The organism is Pantoea sp. GCM10028869, assembly GCF_042666835.1.
GTDB lineage: Bacteria > Pseudomonadota > Gammaproteobacteria > Enterobacterales > Enterobacteriaceae > Pantoea > Pantoea leporis.
On sequence record NZ_JBHTGO010000009.1, the window covers coordinates 50,552 to 70,601 of the forward strand.

General features: G+C 59.4%; 10 protein-coding genes. All 10 read right to left on the minus strand.

All coding sequences use genetic code 11. From position 1 onward, the window contains the following. Positions 1 to 106: 106 nt before the first annotated feature. A complete protein-coding gene (locus ACFQW4_RS20030; protein WP_377726957.1) occupies positions 107 to 1,501 on the minus strand; it encodes an efflux transporter outer membrane subunit in 1,395 nt (464 codons plus the stop codon). Next, positions 1,502 to 4,606 carry an efflux RND transporter permease subunit gene (locus ACFQW4_RS20035; RefSeq protein ID WP_377726960.1) on the minus strand — a complete coding sequence of 1,035 codons (3,105 nt, stop codon included), beginning with the start codon at positions 4,604 to 4,606 and terminating at the stop codon, positions 1,502 to 1,504. Further along, a complete protein-coding gene (locus ACFQW4_RS20040) occupies positions 4,603 to 7,755 on the minus strand; it encodes an MdtB/MuxB family multidrug efflux RND transporter permease subunit (protein ID WP_377726963.1) in 3,153 nt (1,050 codons plus the stop codon). The genes ACFQW4_RS20035 and ACFQW4_RS20040 overlap by 4 nt, the downstream gene beginning before the upstream one ends. Further along, on the minus strand, positions 7,752 to 8,996 hold the full coding sequence (locus tag ACFQW4_RS20045) for an MdtA/MuxA family multidrug efflux RND transporter periplasmic adaptor subunit (RefSeq protein WP_377726966.1): 1,245 nt from the start codon (positions 8,994 to 8,996) through the stop codon (positions 7,752 to 7,754). The genes ACFQW4_RS20040 and ACFQW4_RS20045 overlap by 4 nt, the downstream gene beginning before the upstream one ends. 142 nt (positions 8,997 to 9,138) lie before the next feature. Then, the gene (locus ACFQW4_RS20050; protein WP_377726969.1) at positions 9,139 to 10,539 is read right to left on the minus strand and encodes an efflux transporter outer membrane subunit; all 1,401 of its coding nucleotides are present in this window, start codon (positions 10,537 to 10,539) and stop codon (positions 9,139 to 9,141) included. After that, positions 10,526 to 13,663 carry an efflux RND transporter permease subunit gene (locus tag ACFQW4_RS20055; protein WP_377726972.1) on the minus strand — a complete coding sequence of 1,046 codons (3,138 nt, stop codon included), beginning with the start codon at positions 13,661 to 13,663 and terminating at the stop codon, positions 10,526 to 10,528. Before ACFQW4_RS20055 ends, ACFQW4_RS20050 begins: the two co-directional genes overlap by 14 nt. Before the next feature lie 9 nt (positions 13,664 to 13,672). Then, positions 13,673 to 14,809 carry an efflux RND transporter periplasmic adaptor subunit gene (locus ACFQW4_RS20060; protein ID WP_377726975.1) on the minus strand — a complete coding sequence of 379 codons (1,137 nt, stop codon included), beginning with the start codon at positions 14,807 to 14,809 and terminating at the stop codon, positions 13,673 to 13,675. Between the two features lie 303 nt (positions 14,810 to 15,112). After that, complete coding sequence (locus ACFQW4_RS20065; RefSeq protein ID WP_061719884.1) at positions 15,113 to 15,301, minus strand: hypothetical protein; 189 nt, start codon at positions 15,299 to 15,301, stop codon at positions 15,113 to 15,115. 405 nt (positions 15,302 to 15,706) lie between these two features. Further along, on the minus strand, positions 15,707 to 17,437 hold the full coding sequence (locus ACFQW4_RS20070; protein ID WP_377726978.1) for a penicillin-binding transpeptidase domain-containing protein: 1,731 nt from the start codon (positions 17,435 to 17,437) through the stop codon (positions 15,707 to 15,709). 273 nt (positions 17,438 to 17,710) lie between these two features. Next, positions 17,711 to 19,972 (minus strand): molybdopterin-dependent oxidoreductase, encoded by a 2,262-nt coding sequence (locus ACFQW4_RS20075; RefSeq protein ID WP_377726981.1) that lies wholly within the window; start codon positions 19,970 to 19,972, stop codon positions 17,711 to 17,713. Between the last annotated feature and the right edge of the window lie 78 nt (positions 19,973 to 20,050).

Below are 20,050 nucleotides of genomic sequence, written 5' to 3' on the forward strand. Positions count from 1 at the left end.
TGGTTTGGCATTCTTAGCCCCGACCAACATTGCGCAATAAATTGCGCCGCTACGGAATAGGCGCGCTTTTGTAGCGGCGCGATTTATCGCGCAGTGTTGACCTGATTTATGGCTGCCAGCCACCGCCCAGCGCGGCGATCAGGCCGACGCTGCTGACCCACTGCGTGCTCTGCAGCGACAGCAAACTCTGCTGCGCGCTCAGGCTGCTGTTTTCGGTGGTGGCGACGTCGAGATAGTCGATCATTCCGGCATCATACTGATTGCGCGTCACGCGTGCCGATTCCTGCGCCGCGTCGGTGGCGCGCTGTTGTGCGGCGATTTCGCCCTGCAAAGTATTCAGCTGCACCAGATAATCCTCCACTTCGCCCATGCCGGTCAGCACCGACTGGCGATAGCTGGCAACGCTGGCATCATAGGCGGCGCGCGCCTGTTCGACTTTCGCTGAGGTGGCGCCGAAATCTAACAGCGTACCGCTCAGCTCCGGCCCCAAAGACCAGACGCGATTGGGCAGCGAGAACAAACTGTTGATCGCCGATGAACTCACGCCGCCGCTGGCGCTCAGCGTCAAATCGGGATAGTAACCGGCAATCGCCACGCCGACCGCCGCATTCGCCGCCGCCACGTTGCGCTCGGCGTAGGCGATATCGGGACGGCGCTGCAACAGTTGCGACGGCACGCTGTTCGGTATCGCGGGCAGCGCGGCCTCCAGCTTCGCCACCGGCAAGGAGAAATCCGCCGGAGCTCGGCCCAGCAGCAACGCAATCGCGTGCTCCATCTGTGCACGCTGCCACTGGTAATCCTGCGCCGAGGCGCGGGCGCTCTCCAGCTGCATCTGCGCCTGCGCTAAGGTGGCGCGTGATTCGCTGCCCGCCGCATATTTGTTTTCAATCACCGTCAGATAGCGTTGATAGGCCGCGATACTGCGCTGATAGAGCGCGATTTTCTCGTCGATGATGCGCAGCTGGAAATAGTCCTGCGCCAGTTCGGACTGCGCGCTCAAGGTGATATTCGCCAGCTCGGCCTTGCTGGCTTCGGCGCTGGCGTTGTTCTCCTCCAGCGTGCGCCGCAGTTTGCCCCACACATCCAGCTCCCAGCTGGCGCTGAGATCGGCGGCATGGCTGTTGCTGACGCTACGTTGTCCGCTGGCGCTGGCGCGGCTGCCGCTGCGCGTGCTGCTGGCGTCGTAGCTTACCGACGGCAACAACTCCGCGCGTGATTGCCCAACTAACGCCTGCGCTTCGCGGTACTGCGCGGCATAGCTGGCAACGTTCTGGTTGGAGATGCTCACCTGCTTCAGCAGGCTAGCCAGCGTGGCATCGTGATACACCAGCCACCATTCACCTTTGCTGTTTGCATCCTGCGGCGTCGCCTGCGTCCAGCCTTTGGCTTCTTTGAAATGGGTCGGCATCGCCATGCTCGGGCGCTGATAATCGGGGCCAACCGCGCAGCCCGCCAGCAACATCACGGTGAGCAACGGCGTAATTTTCAGAGACATTTTCATCTATCGGGATTCCACATGACGCAACCGCTGCCACTGACGTTGCGTGGCGCGGCTTAAACGGTCGAGCCAGAGATAAACCACCGGCGTAGTAAACAGCGTTAATAATTGGCTCAGCGCCAAACCACCGGCAATCGCCAGCCCGAGCGGGCTACGTAAGTCGGCATCGCCGCCGCTGCCCAGCGCCAGCGGCAGCGCGCCAAAGAAGGCGGCCAGCGTGGTCATCATGATCGGCCGGAAGCGCATCAAACAGGCTTGGGTGATCGCCTGCTGCGGCGTCATGCCTTGGCTGCGCTCGGCGTGAATCGCAAAGTCGATCATCATGATGGCGTTCTTTTTCACGATACCAATCAGCAGGATGATGCCGATAAGCGCGATCACCGTCAGCTGCGTGTTGGTCAGCAGCAGCAACAACAGCGCGCCCACGCCCGCCGACGGCAGCGTTGAGAGAATGGTGAGCGGATGGATGTAACTCTCATATAGCACGCCGAGCACGATATACACCGCCGCCAGCGCCGCGATAATCAGCCACGGCATGGTGGCGGTAAGCTGGGCGAAGGCGGCGGCGGTGCCGGCAAAACCGGCCTGAATGGTGGAGGGTAAACCGAGCTGCGCCATCGCCTGCTTAATCAGCGCCTGCGCCTGCTCCAGCGACACGCCATCGTTAAGGTTAAACGCCACGGTGCTGGTGGCGGATTGGCCCTGATGCGCCACCGACAGCGGCGCGTTGCCGCCCTTGAAGCTGGCGAATGCGGCGAGCGGCACGTGATCGCCGCTGTCGTTAATCACATACAGCTGCTGCAAAATCGCCGGATCGCGCGTGTAGCTATTCTGCAGCGACATCACCACATGATACTGATTAAGCGTGTGATAGAGCGTGGCGACCTGACGCTGGCTGAAAGCGTTATTCAGCAGGGTGTCGAGCATCTGCACATCCACGCCCAACCGTTTCGCGCGGTCACGATCAATATTAATCACCACTTCCTGACCGCCGGTTTGCGAGTCGGAATCGACGCTATTCAGCTGCGGGATTGCCGCCAGCGCCGCCTGCACTTTGGGCGTCCACTCACGTAGCAGATCGAGATCGTCGGCCTGCAAACTGTATTGATAGGTGGCGTTGGCGCTGCGCCCGCCGATGTGCAGATCCTGCGCCGCCATCAGGAACATCTGCGCGCCGGCAATATGGCTGGTTTTCATACTCAGACGGTTCGCCACTTCGGTGGCGGTGGCATCGCGCTTGTCAAAATCCTTGAGGCGCACAAAGAAGTTGGCGCTGTTGCGCGAGCCGAACATGCCGCTGCCCATCGACGACATCACGCTCTCCACCGCCGGATCGGACTGGATGATGTGGGTGAACTGCAGCATTTTCGGCTTCATCGCCTGGAAGGAGATGTTCTGATCGGCGCGCAGCGCGCCCATCAGCAGGCCGGTATCCTGATTGGGGAAAAAGCCTTTCTGCACCACGGAAAACAGGAACAGGTTGAGCAGCACGGTCAGCACCAGGCTGAACATCGTCAGCTTTTGGTGCGCCATCACCCAGGTTAACCCACGCGAATAAGCCGCCAGCAATGCGTTAAGTTGGTTTTCGATAAACTGATACAGCGGATGCGGGCGTTGCGTGACTTTGGGCTTTGGCTTCAGCAGGCGCGCGCACAGCATCGGCGTCAGGCTCAGCGAGACAAACATCGAAATCAGCAGCGATACCGTCAGCGTGACGGCAAATTCGCGGAACAAGCGTCCGATGATGCTGCCCATCAGCAGAATCGGGATGAACACCGCAATCAGCGACATGGTCATCGACAGCACGGTAAAACTCACTTCCTGCGCGCCACGCAGCGCCGCGCGCAGCGGACTGAGCCCTTCTTCGATATGGCGCGTGATGTTTTCCAGCACCACAATCGCGTCATCGACGACAAAGCCGGTGGCGATAATCAGCGCCATCAGCGACAGGTTATCGAGGCTGTAACCCAACAGATACATCACCGCGCAGGTGCCAATCAGCGAGACCGGCAGCGCCAGCGCCGGGATAATCACCGCCTGCACGTTACGCAGAAACACAAACACCACGGCGATCACCAGCAGCATCGCCACCAGCAGCGTCTCTTCGGTGTCATACAGCGAGGCGCGCACCGTCGGCGAGCGATCCACCACCACTTTCAGTTGCGTATCGGCGGGCAGATCTTTTTCCAGCGCCGGCAGCTGCGCTTTGATGGCATCAATGGTGTCGAGCATGTTGGCACCGGCCTGGCGCTTAATGCCCACCATCACCGATGGCATGGCATTGAGGAAACCGGCCTGATACTGATCTTCAACCGAGTCATACACGGTGGCGACATCATGCAGCCGCACCACTTTGCCCTGTTGATACGTAACGATCAGATCCTGATACTGCGCGGCTTTATCCAGCTGGCCGTTGCTGTCCACCACCCACGACTGGCTGCTGCCCTGCAAAATCCCTTTCGGCTTATTGCTGGTGCTGTTGGCGATGGCGCTGCGCACCGTATCCAGCGAAATGCCATACTGCGCCAGCTTCAGCGGCTGCAGATCGATGCGCACCGCCGGTAAGGCGCTGCCCATCAGCGACACTTCGCCCACGCCTTTCACCTGGCCCATTGCCTGCTCAATTTTGCTTTCGGCCAGATCGTAGAGTTCGCCCGGCGTGCGCGTGGCGGACGTCAGCGCCAGCATCACAATCGGCGCATCCGATGGATTGGCTTTGCGATAGGTCGGCAGCGACTCCATCGCGCTCGGCAGCAAACTGCGTGCGGCGTTGATCGCCGCCTGCACGTCACGCGCCGCGCCGTTGATGTCACGATCGAGATCAAACTGCAAAATCACGCTGGTCGATCCCTGCGAACTGCTGGAAGTCATCTCGGTGACGCCGGCGATTTGCCCCAGCGAACGCTCCAGCGGCGTAGCGACGGTGGCCGCCATGGTTTCCGGGCTGGCACCGGCCAGGCTGGCGCTCACCATGATGGTGGGGAAATCCACCTGCGGCAGTGGCGCCACCGGCAGCAGCCGATAGCCCAACGCGCCCAGCAGCAGGATCGCCAGCGTCAGCAATAACGTGGCAACCGGGCGGAAGATAAACAGCCGGGTGAGGTTCATCGTTCGCCCCGCGCCTGCTGCTGCTTGCGCTGCATGTAGCGCTTGCCGCGCTGCGCGATGCCATCAAACCACAGGTAAATTACCGGCGTGGAGAACAGCGTCAGCACCTGGCTGACGATCAAACCGCCAACAATCACCAGACCGAGCGGCTGGCGCAGCTCGGCACCGGAACCGGACGCCAGCATCAGCGGCAGCGCACCGAGCAGCGCCGCCATGGTGGTCATCAGAATCGGGCGGAAGCGCATCAAACAGGCCTGATGAATCGCGTCCCGCGCGCTTATGTGCTGCTTGTTTTCCGCCTCCAGTGCGAAGTCGATCATCATAATCGCGTTCTTCTTGACGATACCGATCAGCAGAATTACGCCAATCAGCGCGATCAGGCTGAACTCGCTGCCCGCCAGCAGCAGCGTCAACAGCGCGCCGACCGCCGCCGACGGCAGCGTCGAGAGAATGGTCACCGGATGGATAAAGCTCTCATAGAGAATGCCGAGCACCACGTACATGGTGATTAATGCCGCCAGAATCAGCCACAGGGTGTTGCCGGTGGCGCTCTGGAATGCCGAGGTTTCGCCCTGATAACGCAAGGTGATGCTCGACGGCAAATTCAGCTGCTGCGTTACTGTGGCAATCGCCTTCTGCCCCTCTTCCAGCGAATAGCCTTTGTTGAGATTGAACGACACCATCACCGCCGGGAATTGATTGAGCCGCATGTGCATCAGCGAACCGGTGCGCTGGTGAATGGTGGCGATGGACGTGAGCTTCACCATGCCGGTGGTGGTTGTGGTGGTGTCATCCGTGGTGGAAGTGCTGCTGCTCGCGCTGGTCACCGGCAAATAGACATCATCAAACGAAGCGGGCGATTGCTGATACTGCTGCGCCACTTCCAGCACCACGCGATATTGATTGGCCTGGGTAAAGATGGTGGAGACCAGACGCTGACCGAAGCTGTTGTACAGCGCGGTATCGACGTCGGCGGCGGTAATGCCGTAGCGCGCCGCTTTATCGCGGTTCAGCTCGACGTAAGCCACGCGGCCCTGATCCTGCAGGTTACTCACCACGCCGTTAAACTCCGGACGCTGCTGCAAGGCGGCGACCATCTTTGGCGTCCAGCGCACCAGGTTTTCGCTGTCGGCATCATCCAGCGTGAACTGATACTGGCTCGGCGACACCTGATCGTTAACGGTCAAATCCTGCGCCGGTTGCAGATAGAGCTGAATGCCCGCCACCTGCTGCGCCGCCTGTTGCAGCTGTTTAATCACCACGTCGGCTTTGTCGTCGCGCTGTTCAAACGACTTGAGGTTGATCTGGATGCGCCCGCTATTCAGGCTGGTGTTGCTGCCATCAATGCCGATGGTTGAGGACAAACTCTCCACCGACGGATTTTGCAGAATCACTTTCGCCAGCGCCTGCTGCCGCTTCGACATCTCGCTAAACGACACATCCTGCGACGCCACGGTGACGCCCTGAATCAGCCCGGTATCCTGCGTCGGGAAGAAGCCTTTCGGGATGGCGATATACAGCAGCGCGGTGAGCGCAAAGGTCGCCAGCGCCACCAGCAGCGTCAGCTTCTGATGGTTCAGCACCACCGTCAGCATGCGGTCGTAGCCGCGCACCAGCTTGTCGAACAGTTCGCCGCCTTTACGCGAGAAGCGCGACTGTTTTTCTGGCGGAATGTGCTGCAGCAGATAGGCGCACAGCATCGGCGTCAGCGTTAGCGACACCACCATCGACACCAGAATCGACACCGCCAGCGTGATGGCAAATTCGCGGAACAACCGCCCAACCACGTCGCCCATAAACAGCAGCGGGATCAGCACGGCTATCAGTGAGAAGGTCAGCGAGATGATGGTGAAGCCAATCTGCTGCGAGCCTTTCAGCGCCGCCTGCATCGGCGTTTCGCCCTCTTCCAGCCGCCGCGAAATGTTCTCCACCACCACAATCGCATCGTCGATAACGAAGCCGGTGGCGATGGTCAGCGCCATCAGTGATAGGTTATTCAGGCTGAAGTCGGCCAGATACATCACGCCGAAGGTGCCAATCAGCGACAGTGGCACCGCCACGCTGGGAATCAGCGTCGCCGCCACGTTGCGCAGGAACAGGAACGTCACCATCACCACCAGCGCCACCGACAGCATCAGCTCAAACTGCACGTCGCTGATGGAGGCGCGAATGGTTTGCGTGCGATCCGACAAGATGCTCATCTTCACGCCGTCCGGCAGCGCCGCCTGCAGCTTCGGCAGCTGCGCTTTGATGCTGTCCACCACCTGAATCACGTTGGCGCCCGGCTGGCGCTGCACGCTGATCACAATCGCCGGACTGTTGTTGGCCCACGCCGACTGGAAGCTGTTCTCCGGTCCCTGCTCGATATGCGCGATATCTTTTAGCCGCAGCGCCGCACCGTTTTGGTAAGTGATGATCAAATTGCCGTACTCATCGGCGGTACGCAGCTGATCGTTGGCGTCGATGGTCACCGAGTGATATTTGCCGTCGAAGCCGCCTTTCGAGCCGTTCACGTTGCTGTTGCCGATCAGCGTGTTGACGTCCTCCAGCGACAGCTGATGCGCCGCCAGCGCTTTCGGGTCCATCTGCACGCGAATCGCCGGTTGATGGCCGCCCGCCAGCGTCACCATGCCAACGCCGTTAATCTGCGACAGCTTCAGCGCCACGCGTGTGTTCACCAGATCCTGCACCTGCGTCAGCGGCAGCGTGTCGGAACTTACCGCCAGCGTAATCACCGCCGTATCAGCCGGATTGACCTTTTTATAGGTTGGCGGATTGGGCAGATCGCTCGGCAGCAAATTATTGGCGGCATTGATCGCCGCCTGCACTTCCTGCTCGGCGACATCCAGCGACAGATCGAGGCTGAACTTCAGCGTGACGATGGACGATCCGCCTGAGCTGGTGGAGGTCATCTGGCTCAACCCAGCCATTTGCCCCAGCTGGCGCTCCAGCGGCGAGGTGACGGACGACGCCATCACATCCGGGCTGGCACCGGGATAGAGCGTGGTGACCTGAATGGTTGGGTAATCCACCTGCGGCAGCGCCGAGGTGGAGAGAAAACGGTAGGAGAAGATCCCGGCGATCAGCACGCCGACCATCAGCAAAATGGTGGCGACCGGACGCTGGATAAACAGGCGAGACGGATTCATTTGGCCTCGGCGGTCGCGGTGGTTTTACTCTCATCCGCCAGCTGCACTTTGCTGCCGTTGGTCAGGCGATCGATGCCTTCGGTCACCAGACGATCGCCCGGTTCCACTCCGTTGAGAATCGCCTGCTGATCTTCACCAAACGTTGGCCCGGTGGTGACCGCTTTGCGCGTCACGGTGTTGTCTTTATTGATAACAAACACGAAGCTGCCGTCGCTGCTCAGCTGCAGCGCCTGCGCCGGGATCACCGTGGCATTTTTCAGGATGTTGGTTTGCAGCCGCAGATTGACGAACTGGTTAGCGAACAGCGATTCGTCTTCATTCGGGAAGGTGGCTTTCAGCTCAATGGTGCCGGTCGCGGTATCGATCTGGTTGCTGATGAACTTCACCTCGCCCTGCGCCAGCGCGCGGCTGTTGTCCTGATCAAAGGCGGTGGCGGGCAGACTTTGCCCGCCGTGCAGCGCTTTGGTCAGCTGCGGAATGTTGCCCTGCGGCACGCTAAAGGTCACGGCGGCGGGCTGCATCTGCGTCACCACCACAATGCCAGTGGTATCGGTGGTTTGCACCATATTGCCGGGATCGACCAGACGCAAACCGACGCGTCCGCTGATTGGCGAGGTGATGCGCGCATACTCGATATCCAGTTTGGCGCTGGCGATCTGCGCTTCATCAGCGGCGACCGCGCCTTTGTACTGGCCGACGGTGGCGGTTTGGGTATCAAGATCCTGGCGCGACAGCGAATCCTGCGCCGCCAGTTTCTGATAACGCACCAGCGTTAACTGCGCGCTTTTCAGCAACGCCTGATTCTGATTGAGATCGCCCTGATACTGCGCCAGCGTCGCCTGATAGCTGCGCGGATCGATCTGCGCCAGCAGCTGGCCGGCGCTGACTTTCTGCCCTTCGGTGAAGAACACTTTTTCCAGCTGTCCGGCGACGCGGCTGGTGACGGTGACGCTGGCGTTAGGGATCACCGTGCCGAGCGCGTTGAGGTATTCCGGCACATCCGCGCTGCTGGCGACGCCGCTGTGCACCAGCGTGGCACCGCCCATCATCGCCATGCCCGGCGGGCCGCCCGCGCCACCGCGATGACCGCCGCGTGCGCCCGGCGGCTTTCCGCCGCCGGGCATGCCGCCGTGACTGCCGACCACGCGCCAGATCACGCCCGCCACAATCAACAGCACAAGCAACAACAGGAGCCATTTCAGCCAGCGGGAAAAAGGGGAGCGGGAAGCGTTGTTAGTCATCAGGATCTTCAGGTTAGCCAGAAAACGGAAAATCCCCTGTAAAACAGGGGACTATTTCAAGGGGAAATCATCACTACGCGCATTATCGGTTGAATGCCCGCGCGAATTCCATACGCGAACCGTAAGGGTTTCGTTAAGGTGATTAAGATTTCCAGCCGCCGCCTAACGCCTTGTACAGGGTGATTTTCTGGCTCAATTGGCCGAGATGCGCACTGATCAGCGACTGCTGCGCACTGTAAAGCGATCGCTGGGCCACTAACACATTGAGATAATTGTCGACGCCTTGCTTGAAGCGCAATACGGAATAGTCGTAGTCGCGCTGATTGGCGCCAACCTCCTGTTGCAGCGCCTTCAGCTGATCCTGCCAGGTATCCTGACCGGCCAGCGCATCGTTCACCTCTTTAAACGCGGTCTGGATCGCCTTCTCATAGTCAGCAATTTCAATGCGTTTCTCGATATGCGCGATATTCAGGTTGGCCTGGTTTTTACCACCGTCAAAAATCGGCAGGTTAATCGATGGCATGAATGACCATGCGCCGGTGCCGCCGCCCAGCAGGCTGCCAAGCGAGCTGCTGGTGGAGCCGCCGGACGCGGTCAGCGTGATGCTCGGGAAGAAGGCGGCACGCGCCGCGCCGATATTGGCATTAGCCGCCTTCAGCGTGTGCTCCGCCGCCATGATATCCGGGCGACGCGTCAGCAGATCCGACGGTAAGCCAGCGGGCGTGGCCGGGAAGTGCCAGTTGGCGTCCAGCGTGGCGTGTGACAGCAGCGTGGCGGGCAGATCGGTGCCGACCAGCAAGCGCAGCGCATCGACATCCTGCCGCACCTGACGCGTGTAACTCGCCACGTCCGCCTGCGCCGCCCGCACCGTGCTTTCGGCCTGCGCCAGATCCTGATCGCTGCTGGCACCGCCGTCGTAGCTGAGCTTGGTCAGGCGATACGATTCCTGCTGGCTTTGCGCGGTGTGTTGCGCCAGATGCAGCAGATCGTTATCCGAACTCAGCGTCAGCCACGCCGTCGCCACTTCCGCGATCAGTGAAATGCGCGTGGCGCGTTCGGTGGCGGCGCTCGACAGATAGGTTTCCTGCGCCTGATCGCTCAGGCTTTGCAGGCGACCAAAGAAATCCAGCTCCCACGAAGTGACGCTCAAGCCGCTGTTCAGCTCGTGATAGGTCACCGCGCCGCTGGTTTTGGTGTTGTAGAGATTGGCCGGTTCATGCGCCGAAGTCTGGCTGGCCGTGGCGTTGATCGACGGCATCAGCGCCGCGCGCTGCACCGTGACGCCCTGCTGCGCCTCTTGCACGTTCAGCGCCGCCACGCGCAGGTCGCGGTTGTTATCGAGCGACAGCTGGATCAGGTTGCGCAGCGTGGCATCGGTGAAGAAGTTCTGCCACGGCAAATCGGCGACGTTGCCGACGGGCGTCGCCTGATCGTATTTAGCGTCCACCGGCAGCGCCGGGCGCTGATAGTACGGTGCCAGCGTACAACCGGCCAATGCCAGCGCGAGCGGCAACAGTGCCAGACGGAAGTTATTCATGTTCATTTTTAACCACCTCTGCGGATGTTTGTTTCTTACGCGCAAAGAACTGCGAAACCACCACGTAGAACATCGGCACAAAGAAGATGGCGAGGAAAGTCGCGGTGATCATACCGCCCGCCACCGCCGTACCAATCGAATGCTGGCTGCCTGCGCCCGCGCCGTTGGATATGGTCAGCGGCAGCACGCCGAGAATAAACGCCATTGAGGTCATGATAATCGGACGGATACGCAGCCGCGCCGCTTCTACCGCCGCTTCCACCAGCGTTTTGCCCTCGCGCTCATGCAGCTCTTTGGCAAACTCGACGATCAGGATGGCGTTTTTCGCCGCCAGCCCCACGGTGGTCAGCAGGCCAACCTGGAAGAAAACATCGTTCTGCAGGCCGCGCAGCAGCACCGCGCTAATGGTGCCGAGGATGCCGAGCGGCACCACCATGATCACCGAGAACGGAATCGACCAGCTCTCGTACAGCGCCGCCAGACACAGGAACACCACCAGAATCGAGATCAGATACAACTGCGTGGTTTGGCTGCCGGATGCCTGCTCCTCATACGAAATGCCGTACCACTGCACGCGGAAACCGTGCGGCAGCTGCTTCGCCAGCTGTTCCACCACCTTCATCGCTTCACCGGTACTCTGGCCCGGCGCGGGCGATCCGAGGATCTCCTCAGCGGTTAAGCCGTTAAAGCGTTCAAAGTGCGGCGAGCCGTACACCCATTTGCCCGAGGCGAAGGCGGAGAATGGCACCATGGTGCCGCTGCTGTTGCGGAAGTACCATTTGTCGAGATCCGACGGTGTGACGCGCGAGTCCGCTTTGCCCATCAGATAGACCTCTTTCACGCGGCCGTTATACATGAACTGATCGATGTAGCTGGAGCCCCACGCCACCGACAAAGTGTTGTTGATGTCGGTCATGCTCAGGCCGAGCGCGCTGGCCTTCTCATCATTGATCTCCAGCTGATACTGCGGCTCATCTTCCAGCCCGTTAAGACGTACCTGCGCCAGATGTGGATCGTTGTTCGCCAGCGTAATCAGCTGGTGCGCGGCATCCATCATCTGCTGATGGCTATGCGCGCCGGTATCCTGCAGATAGAGATCGAAACCGGTGGCGTTGCCCAGCTCCATCACCGCCGGCGGCACCATGGCGAAGATTTTGGCGTTCTGGTAGTTGGCAAAGTGCGCCATCACGCGGTTCGCCAAATCCTGCACGCTTTGCCCGCTGTGCGTGCGGTCGCCCCAATCTTTCAGGCGCACAAAAGCCATGGCGTTGCTCTGGCCGCGACCGGCAAAGTTAAAGCCCGCCACGCCAAAGGTGGTGGTCACCACCGACGCTTCGTTCTGTTGCAGATAGGCGTTGAGATCGTTGATCGCCTGCTGAGTGCGCTGCGATGACGAGTTCACCGGCAGCGTGATCTGCACCATCATCAAGCCCTGATCTTCACCCGGCAGGAAGGTGGTCGGTACGCGGGTGAACAAAAATCCCGTCACGCCGACGATCACCAGATAGATCACCAGGAACAGGCCGCGACGGGAAATCACTTTGCTGACGCCGTGGGTGTAGTGCATCGCCCCGCTGTCGAACTTGCGATTAAACCAACCGGCGAATCCGGTGCTTTTATGCTCCGCCGCCGCCGGTTTCAGCAAGGTGGCGCATAGCGCAGGCGTGAAGATCAGCGCCATGATCACCGACAGCGCCATCGCCGAGACGATGGTGACCGAGAACTGGCGGTAAATGACACCGGTCGATCCGGAGAAGAACGCCATCGGCAGCAGCACTGCCGACAGCACCAGCGCAATGCCAAACAGCGCGCCCTGAATCTGCTGCATCGATTTAATGGTGGCGGCTTTCGGATCGAGCTGCTCTTCGTGCATTACGCGCTCAACGTTCTCCACCACCACAATGGCGTCATCCACCAGCAGCCCGATGGCCAGCACCATACCGAACATGGTGAGGGTGTTAATGCTGTAACCAAACGCCGACAGAATGCCAAAGGTGCCCAGCAGCACCACCGGCACCACCAGCGTGGTGATCAGCGTGGCGCGCAGGTTTTGCAGGAAGATCAGCATCACGAAGAACACCAGCACCACCGCTTCGATCAGCGTTTTCACCACCTCTTCAATTGAGGCGCTGACCACCGGCGAGGTGTCGTACGGATACTGAATCTCGACGTTATCCGGCAGCGAATCTTTCAGGTCGGCGATGGTTTGGCGCACCGCCTTGGCGGTATCCAGTTCATTGGCACCGGTTGCCAGACGCAGCGCGATACCGGCGGCCGGTTTGCCGTTCATGGTGGCATCGATGCCGTAGCTTTGCGGCCCGAGCGCGACGCTGGCCACATCTTTCAGCCGCACCTGCGAGCCGTCGCTGTTCACCTTCAGCAGCACATTCTCAAACTGCTGCACGGTGGTGAAACGGGTTTTGCCGAGGATCGTCGCCTGGGTTTTTGCGCCCTGAATGGTCGGCAAACCGCCGAGTGAACCGGACGACACCTGCACGTTCTGGTTATCAATCGACGTGGTGACATCGCTCGGCATCAGGTTGTATTTGTACAATTTGGCCGGATCGAGCCAGATGCGCATCGCGTATTCGGATCCCAGCACCATGAAGTCGCCGACGCCCGGCGTACGCGAGATCGGATCTTCCAGTTTCGACACCAGCATGTCGGCCAGATCGCCGTTAGTCAGCTTGCCGTCTTTGGCGATCAGCCCGATAACCATCATAAAGTTTTTCTGGTACTTACGGATGCGGATACCTTGCTGCGTGACATCGGTGGGCAGCTGCGACTCCGCTAGCGACACGCGATCCTGCACCTGAACCTGGGCGATATCGGGATTGATGCCCTGATTAAAGGTGGCGATGATCTGCGCGCTGCCGTCCGAGGCGCTGCTCGACTCCAGATAGCGCAAACCATCCAGGCCATTCAACTGCTGCTCAATAACCTGCACCACGGTGTTTTGCGTGGTTTCGGCGCTGGCACCCGGATAGGTCACCGAGATAGAGACCGCTGGCGCGGAGATATTGGGATATTGATTGACCGGCAAACTGATGGCGGCAATCGCGCCGACCAGCATCACGATAATGGCGATAACCCAGGCGAAGATTGGACGTTCAATAAAAAACTTCGACATGCCGCCCCCTTATTGCGCTGCTGCGTCAGTCATCGAAAGACTCACCGCATTGGCGGATGGCGTGTCGTTGGTGTTGGCGGCGCTGGTGGTGACTTTCACCCCGCTGCGCACGCTTTGCAGGTTGTTCACCACCACGTTTTCCCCTTGCTGCAGGCCCGAGGTCACCAGCCATTCTCCTTTGATCATCTCGCCGGTGTGGATGCTGCGCTGCTCAATGGTGTTGTCGCTTTTCACCACAAAGACATACGGCTGACCTTTGGTGTCATGCATGATCGACTCTTGTGGCAGCAAAATGCCTTGCTGCTGAATGCCCTGCGGGAAGCTGGCATGCACGTACATGCCCGGCAGCAGTTGGTTATTCGGGTTCGGGAATACCGCGCGCAGCACCACGGTGCCGGTGGCGGTATCGACGTTCACTTCCGAGAACGCCAGCCTGCCCTGCTCGGCGTACTGGCTGTTATCTTCCAGCGACAAGCCCACGGCGGCGGTGTTGTCGGCCACTTTGGCGATTTTGCCGTCGGCCAGCGCGCGGCGCAGGCGCAGCAGATCGGTGGAGGATTCGCTGACATCGACATAGATCGGATCAAGCTGAGTGATGGTGGCGAGATAATCGGTTTGCCCGTTGGTGACCAGCGCACCGGCGGTGTACAGCGAGCGGCTAATGTGGCCGGAGATCGGTGCTTTCACCAGCGTGTAGTCGAGATTCACTTTGGCGGTTTCCACATCGGCCTGCGCTTCACGCGCGGCGGCGACCGCATCGTCGTAGGTTTGCTGGCTGATGGCGTGCGCGTTGGCGAGCGGCTGATAGCGCTTCACCACCATCGCATCGTTCTGCCAGGTCGCCATCGCTTTGTCGTAGGCCGCTTTATAGGTGGCCGGATCGATTTGATACAGCGGCTGGCCGGCTTTCACTTCACCGCCCTCAGTGAACAGGATTTTTTCAATTACGCCGCTCACCTGCGGACGCACCTGCGCAGTTCTCACCGCCGTGGTGCGGCCAGGCAATTGGCTGACAAGCGTAACGGGTTGCGCTTTGAGGTTGACCACGCCTACTTGCGGGGTGGCGGATGCGGCGGGCTTTGCTCCGCCCTGGTCACAGGCTGCCAGTAAAAACACCACGCTGGCAGAAAGAAGTTTCAGGCGCATAGTTGTTCTCTAAAAGATAGGAAGGGAATAGTCACGAAGGTAATGACTTGAAAGCCATTGTAGGGAGGCGGGTTAAGCGGGGTTGTTAAGGTTGCGTAAAATATATTTTCCAAAGGAAAATGGTAAACCTTTCGTGCCATAAAGGGTTGGGATTTTTAGCGTTTTGCGGGTTTTCAGCCCCGAAATCGATTATCGAAAATTTCGTAGCGGCGCAATTTATTGCGCAAGATAACAGCGGGAAAAAGGTCAACGGAGCGCAATGAATTGCGCCGCTACGGTTATGTGCACGCAATAACAACCGATTCAACCTTTGGGTTCGATGCCTCTGCGGCGCAGCTCGCGGCGCGCCAGCTCTTTTAACCAGCACGACAGCGTGACGTTGTCGTCGTCAGTCACACTGCGCAGCTGCTCGTGCAGCTCCGGGTGAATGCGTAACTGAAACGCCGAAGAACGGCCCTCGCCTTTTGGCGTGCGGTCTTTGGTTTTTGGCATCGCGGGTTGGCCTCAACGAGTCGCAATAAAAAATCGCCCCTTAAAGCGCTACCAACACCGTAAGGGGCTAGCGAACCGCCATGGAATGCGACATCGCGGTGCGTTATCTACAGGTTACACAACCCGATATTTTTATGTTGCCGGGGAAGTGTTAAGACTCAGACAAGAGGTGTGAGCGAGTTCGCACGGCAGTAAATTACAGGCAAAAAAAACCCACGCATCTGCGTGGGTCGGTGTAATAACAGGGTACTGCCAAAGCAGCTTGTTTCACACCCATCAATACCTCTGGGATCTCGATACTCGCACCGTTGAGTCGGTGAAAGACAGGTGCAAAAAGCAACGGTGTTTGGGGAAGTGAAACGAGGTGTGAATATTCTCCACACCTCACTTACACTTTTGATTTAACTAAGATTTGTCTGAAGAAGGTTTACTGTAGATCGCATCGGGTGCCACGTTCATGTGCTTGAGTACCGGGCCCATGATGTTGCCGAAGATCGGTGCTGCCACCGAGCCACCAAAGTGATCGCCCGCGGTGGGATGGTTGATCATTACCACCAGCGCCACTTCCGGATGGCTGGCGGGCGCGATGCCGGCGGTGTAGTTGATATAACCGCCATCGTACTTGCCGCTGGTGCCCATCTTCTCTGCGGTACCGGTTTTGGTCGCCAGACGATAACCCGGCACCGCCGCTCTCACCCCGGTGCCGCCCGGCAGTACGTCGCTCTCCAGCATATGCACCACGGTTTGCACCACCTGCGGGTTCGCCACCTGTTTGCCTAACACCGGCGGCGTCACTTTGGTGATCGACAGTGGACGATAGACGCCGTACGAACCAAGCGTGGCGTATTCACGCGCAATCTGCAGCGGCGTGACGCGCAGGCCGTAGCCAAAGGCAAAGGTGGCGCGTTCGATATCGGCCCAGCGCTCGCGGTGCAGCGGGAAGTACCCCACGCTCTCACCGGTCAATCCCAGCCCGGTAGGTTTACCCAGGCCAAATGCCTGATAGGTATTAACCAGCGCTTCAGCGGGCATCGCCAGCGCAATGTGCGAGACGCCGATGTCACTCGATTTCTGCAAAATGCCGGTCATGGTGAGGCGCGGCCAGTGGCCAACGTCGCGAATTAAGTGGCCGTTGACGCTGTAAGGCGTGGTATCGATCACTGAATCGGCGCGCACCAGATGGCGCTCCAGCCCTTCCATCACCACCAGCGGTTTCACCGTGGAGCCGGGTTCGTAGCTGTCGTTGATCGCCGAGTTACGCATCTGCGCCGGCGTGGCATTTTCATAGTTGTTCGGGTTGAACGACGGATAAGAGGCCATCGCCAGAATCTCGCCGGTATCGATTTTCACCAATACCGCCGCACCCGAATCCGCTTTGTTAAGCAGCACGCCGTCGCGCAGTTTGCTGTAGAGCGTGAATTGGTCGAACTTATCGATACTGAGCTGCACGGTTGGCGGCTGCTGTGGCGGCTGGTAATCGATCATCGCAATGATGTTGCCTTCACCATCCTGACGATAAACTTCTTTGCCCGGATCGCCCTGCAGCACATGGTCGAAGCCCTTCTCGATGCCGTTCAGGCCGTTGCTGTCGGCCCCTACTATGCCAATCAGCGGCGCAGCTGCTTCACTCATCGGATAGAAACGGCTGTCGTTATACACCGAGCTGATGCCTTTCAGTTTCAGCTCGGCGATATCTTTGGCGATGCCGAGTTCGATTTTGCGGCCCAGATAGAGGAAGCGTTTTTTCGGGTTGGCGGTGATGGCCGCGCGCAGATCTTCCGGACGCTGATTGAGCGCGACCGCCAGATAAGCCCATTTGGCGCTGGTGAAATCGGGATTTGCCTCCAGCACACGCATTGGATCGGCGATGATGTCACGCGCCGGAACGCTCAGCGCTAACGCCTGGCCGTCGCGATCCAGCAAGGTGCCGCGGTTGGTCGGCAGCGTCACGGTACGCAGCGAGCGCTGATCGGCTTCGTGCTCCAGCATCGGATGCTTGATCAACTGCAGGTCACCGACGCAAATCAGCAACAGCACCAGACAGCAGAACACGCCAAGGCAGATCAGGCGAAAACGAAACGGGTTAAAGGGCGCTTTTATCTGGTCTTTTCCCAGAAATTTTTTTATTTGAGGCATGGCAATCCGCTGCTGTAAGTGAATCTGAAGCTTATTGCTTGCAGTTATAAAGAAACGTAAAGCGAGTTGACAGGAAAACTGTGTTTCGATTCGTTAAGCAAAAAAAAACCTGCGCATCTGCGCAGGTCGGTGTAATCAAGAAAACTTTTTGATGTTCACCCATCAATACCTCTGGGACCCTGACTGTAGCAAGGTGGCACGCTGGGAAACCATCGCCTAAACGCAACAGTTACCGGCAAAATGTAACCAGCGATGAGATTATTCGTTGCCCATTCACATCAGATGTTTTTTGATTTCCACCAGGCAACTCATGGCGTTAGGACCCTGCGTTAACGACGAGGTGCCGATATCCAATGTCAGGACATTCGGGTTGCCGGCGCGATCCCACGGTTGCCAGGCGCGACCAAAGCCAGGATCGAACCAGGCGCCGGTGGCGATGATCACCACGCCCGGCGTTACCCCGTCGGTCAGGCGCACACCGGCCAGCATGCGCCCGCGCGCATTGCTCACCTCAATCTCATCGCCATCCTGAATATCACGCGTTGCCGCATCCTGCGGATGCATATATAGCGTCTCATGTCCGGCGGTTTTGTTGCCTTGCACCGTGGCGGTGGCGTCCATCTGGCTGTGCAGACGATCGGATGGCTGAATCGAGATCATATGCAGCGGGAACTGTGAACTGAGCGGAGCGCCCAGCCACTCTTGCGGCTCGCGCCACTCGGGATGTCCGGCGAAATCCTCCAGCTGATAATCGGCAATAGTTTGGCAGAACAGCTCAATCTTGCCGCTGGCGGTTTGAATTGGATGCGTTTCTGGGTTAGCGCGGAAATCATCCATAAACACGAACGGCTTGCCGCCTTCGGGAATCTCGACAAAACCGCGTTCCCAGAATTCCCCGAACTCCGGGAACGGAATATCACGCCGCGCATGCGCTACCGCGCACTGTTGATACAGATGCTCAATCCACTGCATCTCATTGCGCCCTTCGGTGAACACATCACGATAGCCGAGGCGATCGGCGATATCAGCGAAGATGTCGAAATCATTGCGCGCCTGATGCTGCGGCTTGATCGCCTGATGCATTGCCAGCACGAAGCGATCGCGCGACGATCCGCCGATGTCGTTGCGCTCCAGCGTGGTGGTGGCGGGCAACACGATATCCGCCATCTGCGCCGCCGGCGTCCAGACGATATCCTGCACAATCACGGTATCCGGGCGCTGCCAGCCTTCCACCAGACGATTGAGCTGCTGATGATGATGGAACGGATTGCCGCCCGCCCAGTGCACCAAATGGATATCCGGATAGTGCTGGGTTTCACCCTGGAATGCGTACGGCTGGCCGGGATTGAGCAGCATGTCGCTGATGCGCGCCACTGGAATCGACAAATTGCCCGGATTCGGGCCGGTGCTCATCATGGGTGCCGGGCCATCCTGACGCGGATTGCCGACGCTGTTCATCGAGCCATGACCAAAGGAGAAACCGCCGCCCGGCAAGCCTGGCTGACCGAGCATTGACGACAGCGCAATCATCATCCAGTACGGCTGCTCGCCGCGATGGGCGCGCTGTACCGAATAGGAGCAGGTAATAAAGCTGCGTTTGCCGATCAGCTGCTGCGCCAGCAAAGCAATGCGCGCCGCCGGAATGCCGGTAATGCTGCTGGCCCACTCAGGCGTTTTAGCGATGCCATCGCTTTCACCGAGCAGATAGCCGCGCAGCTGCGGCCAGCCGGTACAGTGGCTGGCGAGGAAGCTTTCATCCAGCGCGTTACGCCTGGTGATTTCAAAACCCAGCGCCAGCATCAGCGCCACGTCGGTGTTCGGGCGAATCGGAATCCACTCGGCATTGACGAACGCCGGGCAGTCATCGCGCATTGGGCTGATGTTAATGATTGGCGTGCCTTTGGCGCTGAGCTGCTCCAGCGCCGGTTTCAGGCTGTGCTGCCCTGCGCCGCCGGACGCCACCTGCGCGTTTTTCAGCGCCAGGCCGCCGAAGGCGATAAAGATGTCGGCGTGCTGCACCACTTCCGGCCAGTCGGTGACGCGGCCGGTGAGCGGCATGTAGGTGCCAATCACGTACGGCAGGAAGAACTGCGCCGCGCCCCAGCTGTAGTTACCTTGCTGATCGACGCCGCCGCCGCCCTGAAAATAGAAGCGACGGATCAGCGTGCGCGCGTGGTTGACGCGTCCCGCCGATGACCAGCCGTAAGAGCCGTTGAAAATGCCCGCTGCGCCGTAGCGATCGCGCACGCGGCGATTCTCTTCCGCCACTAAATCCAGCGCGGTATCCCAATCCACCGCCACGAAATCTTCCCGACCGCGCAAGGTGCGATCGCTGTTCTCGCGCGACTTCAACCATGAACGGCGCACCATCGGCTGGCGAATACGCTTATCCGAATAGACCAGTTCAGGAATGGTGTTAAGCATCGGCGAGGGATCGGCATCGGCGAAGAAGGGTTCACAGCCAATCAGGCGATCGTTTTCGGTGACGGCAGTGAATGCGCCCCAGTGCGCCAGGTGTGGCACGCGACTTTTCATGGTTTTTGGGTCCGGCAGGCAGGTGTGATTGTGTCTGGCAGCATAACATGAGCCTGTAACCGAGCTAAAGCGCGGCTG

What these genes read in the sequence shown, in the direction of transcription:
- ACFQW4_RS20065 (WP_061719884.1), bottom strand. Translation starts at nt 15,301, where the DNA reads ATGCCAAAAACCAAAGACCGCACGCCAAAAGGCGAGGGCCGTTCTTCG.
- ACFQW4_RS20055 (WP_377726972.1), bottom strand. Translation starts at nt 13,663, where the DNA reads ATGTCGAAGTTTTTTATTGAACGTCCAATCTTCGCCTGGGTTATCGCC.
- ACFQW4_RS20050 (WP_377726969.1), bottom strand. Translation starts at nt 10,539, where the DNA reads ATGAACATGAATAACTTCCGTCTGGCACTGTTGCCGCTCGCGCTGGCA.
- ACFQW4_RS20045 (WP_377726966.1), bottom strand. Translation starts at nt 8,996, where the DNA reads ATGACTAACAACGCTTCCCGCTCCCCTTTTTCCCGCTGGCTGAAATGG.
- ACFQW4_RS20075 (WP_377726981.1), bottom strand. Translation starts at nt 19,972, where the DNA reads ATGAAAAGTCGCGTGCCACACCTGGCGCACTGGGGCGCATTCACTGCC.
- ACFQW4_RS20030 (WP_377726957.1), bottom strand. Translation starts at nt 1,501, where the DNA reads ATGAAAATGTCTCTGAAAATTACGCCGTTGCTCACCGTGATGTTGCTG.
- ACFQW4_RS20035 (WP_377726960.1), bottom strand. Translation starts at nt 4,606, where the DNA reads ATGAACCTCACCCGGCTGTTTATCTTCCGCCCGGTTGCCACGTTATTG.
- ACFQW4_RS20040 (WP_377726963.1), bottom strand. Translation starts at nt 7,755, where the DNA reads ATGAATCCGTCTCGCCTGTTTATCCAGCGTCCGGTCGCCACCATTTTG.
- ACFQW4_RS20060 (WP_377726975.1), bottom strand. Translation starts at nt 14,809, where the DNA reads ATGCGCCTGAAACTTCTTTCTGCCAGCGTGGTGTTTTTACTGGCAGCC.
- ACFQW4_RS20070 (WP_377726978.1), bottom strand. Translation starts at nt 17,437, where the DNA reads ATGCCTCAAATAAAAAAATTTCTGGGAAAAGACCAGATAAAAGCGCCC.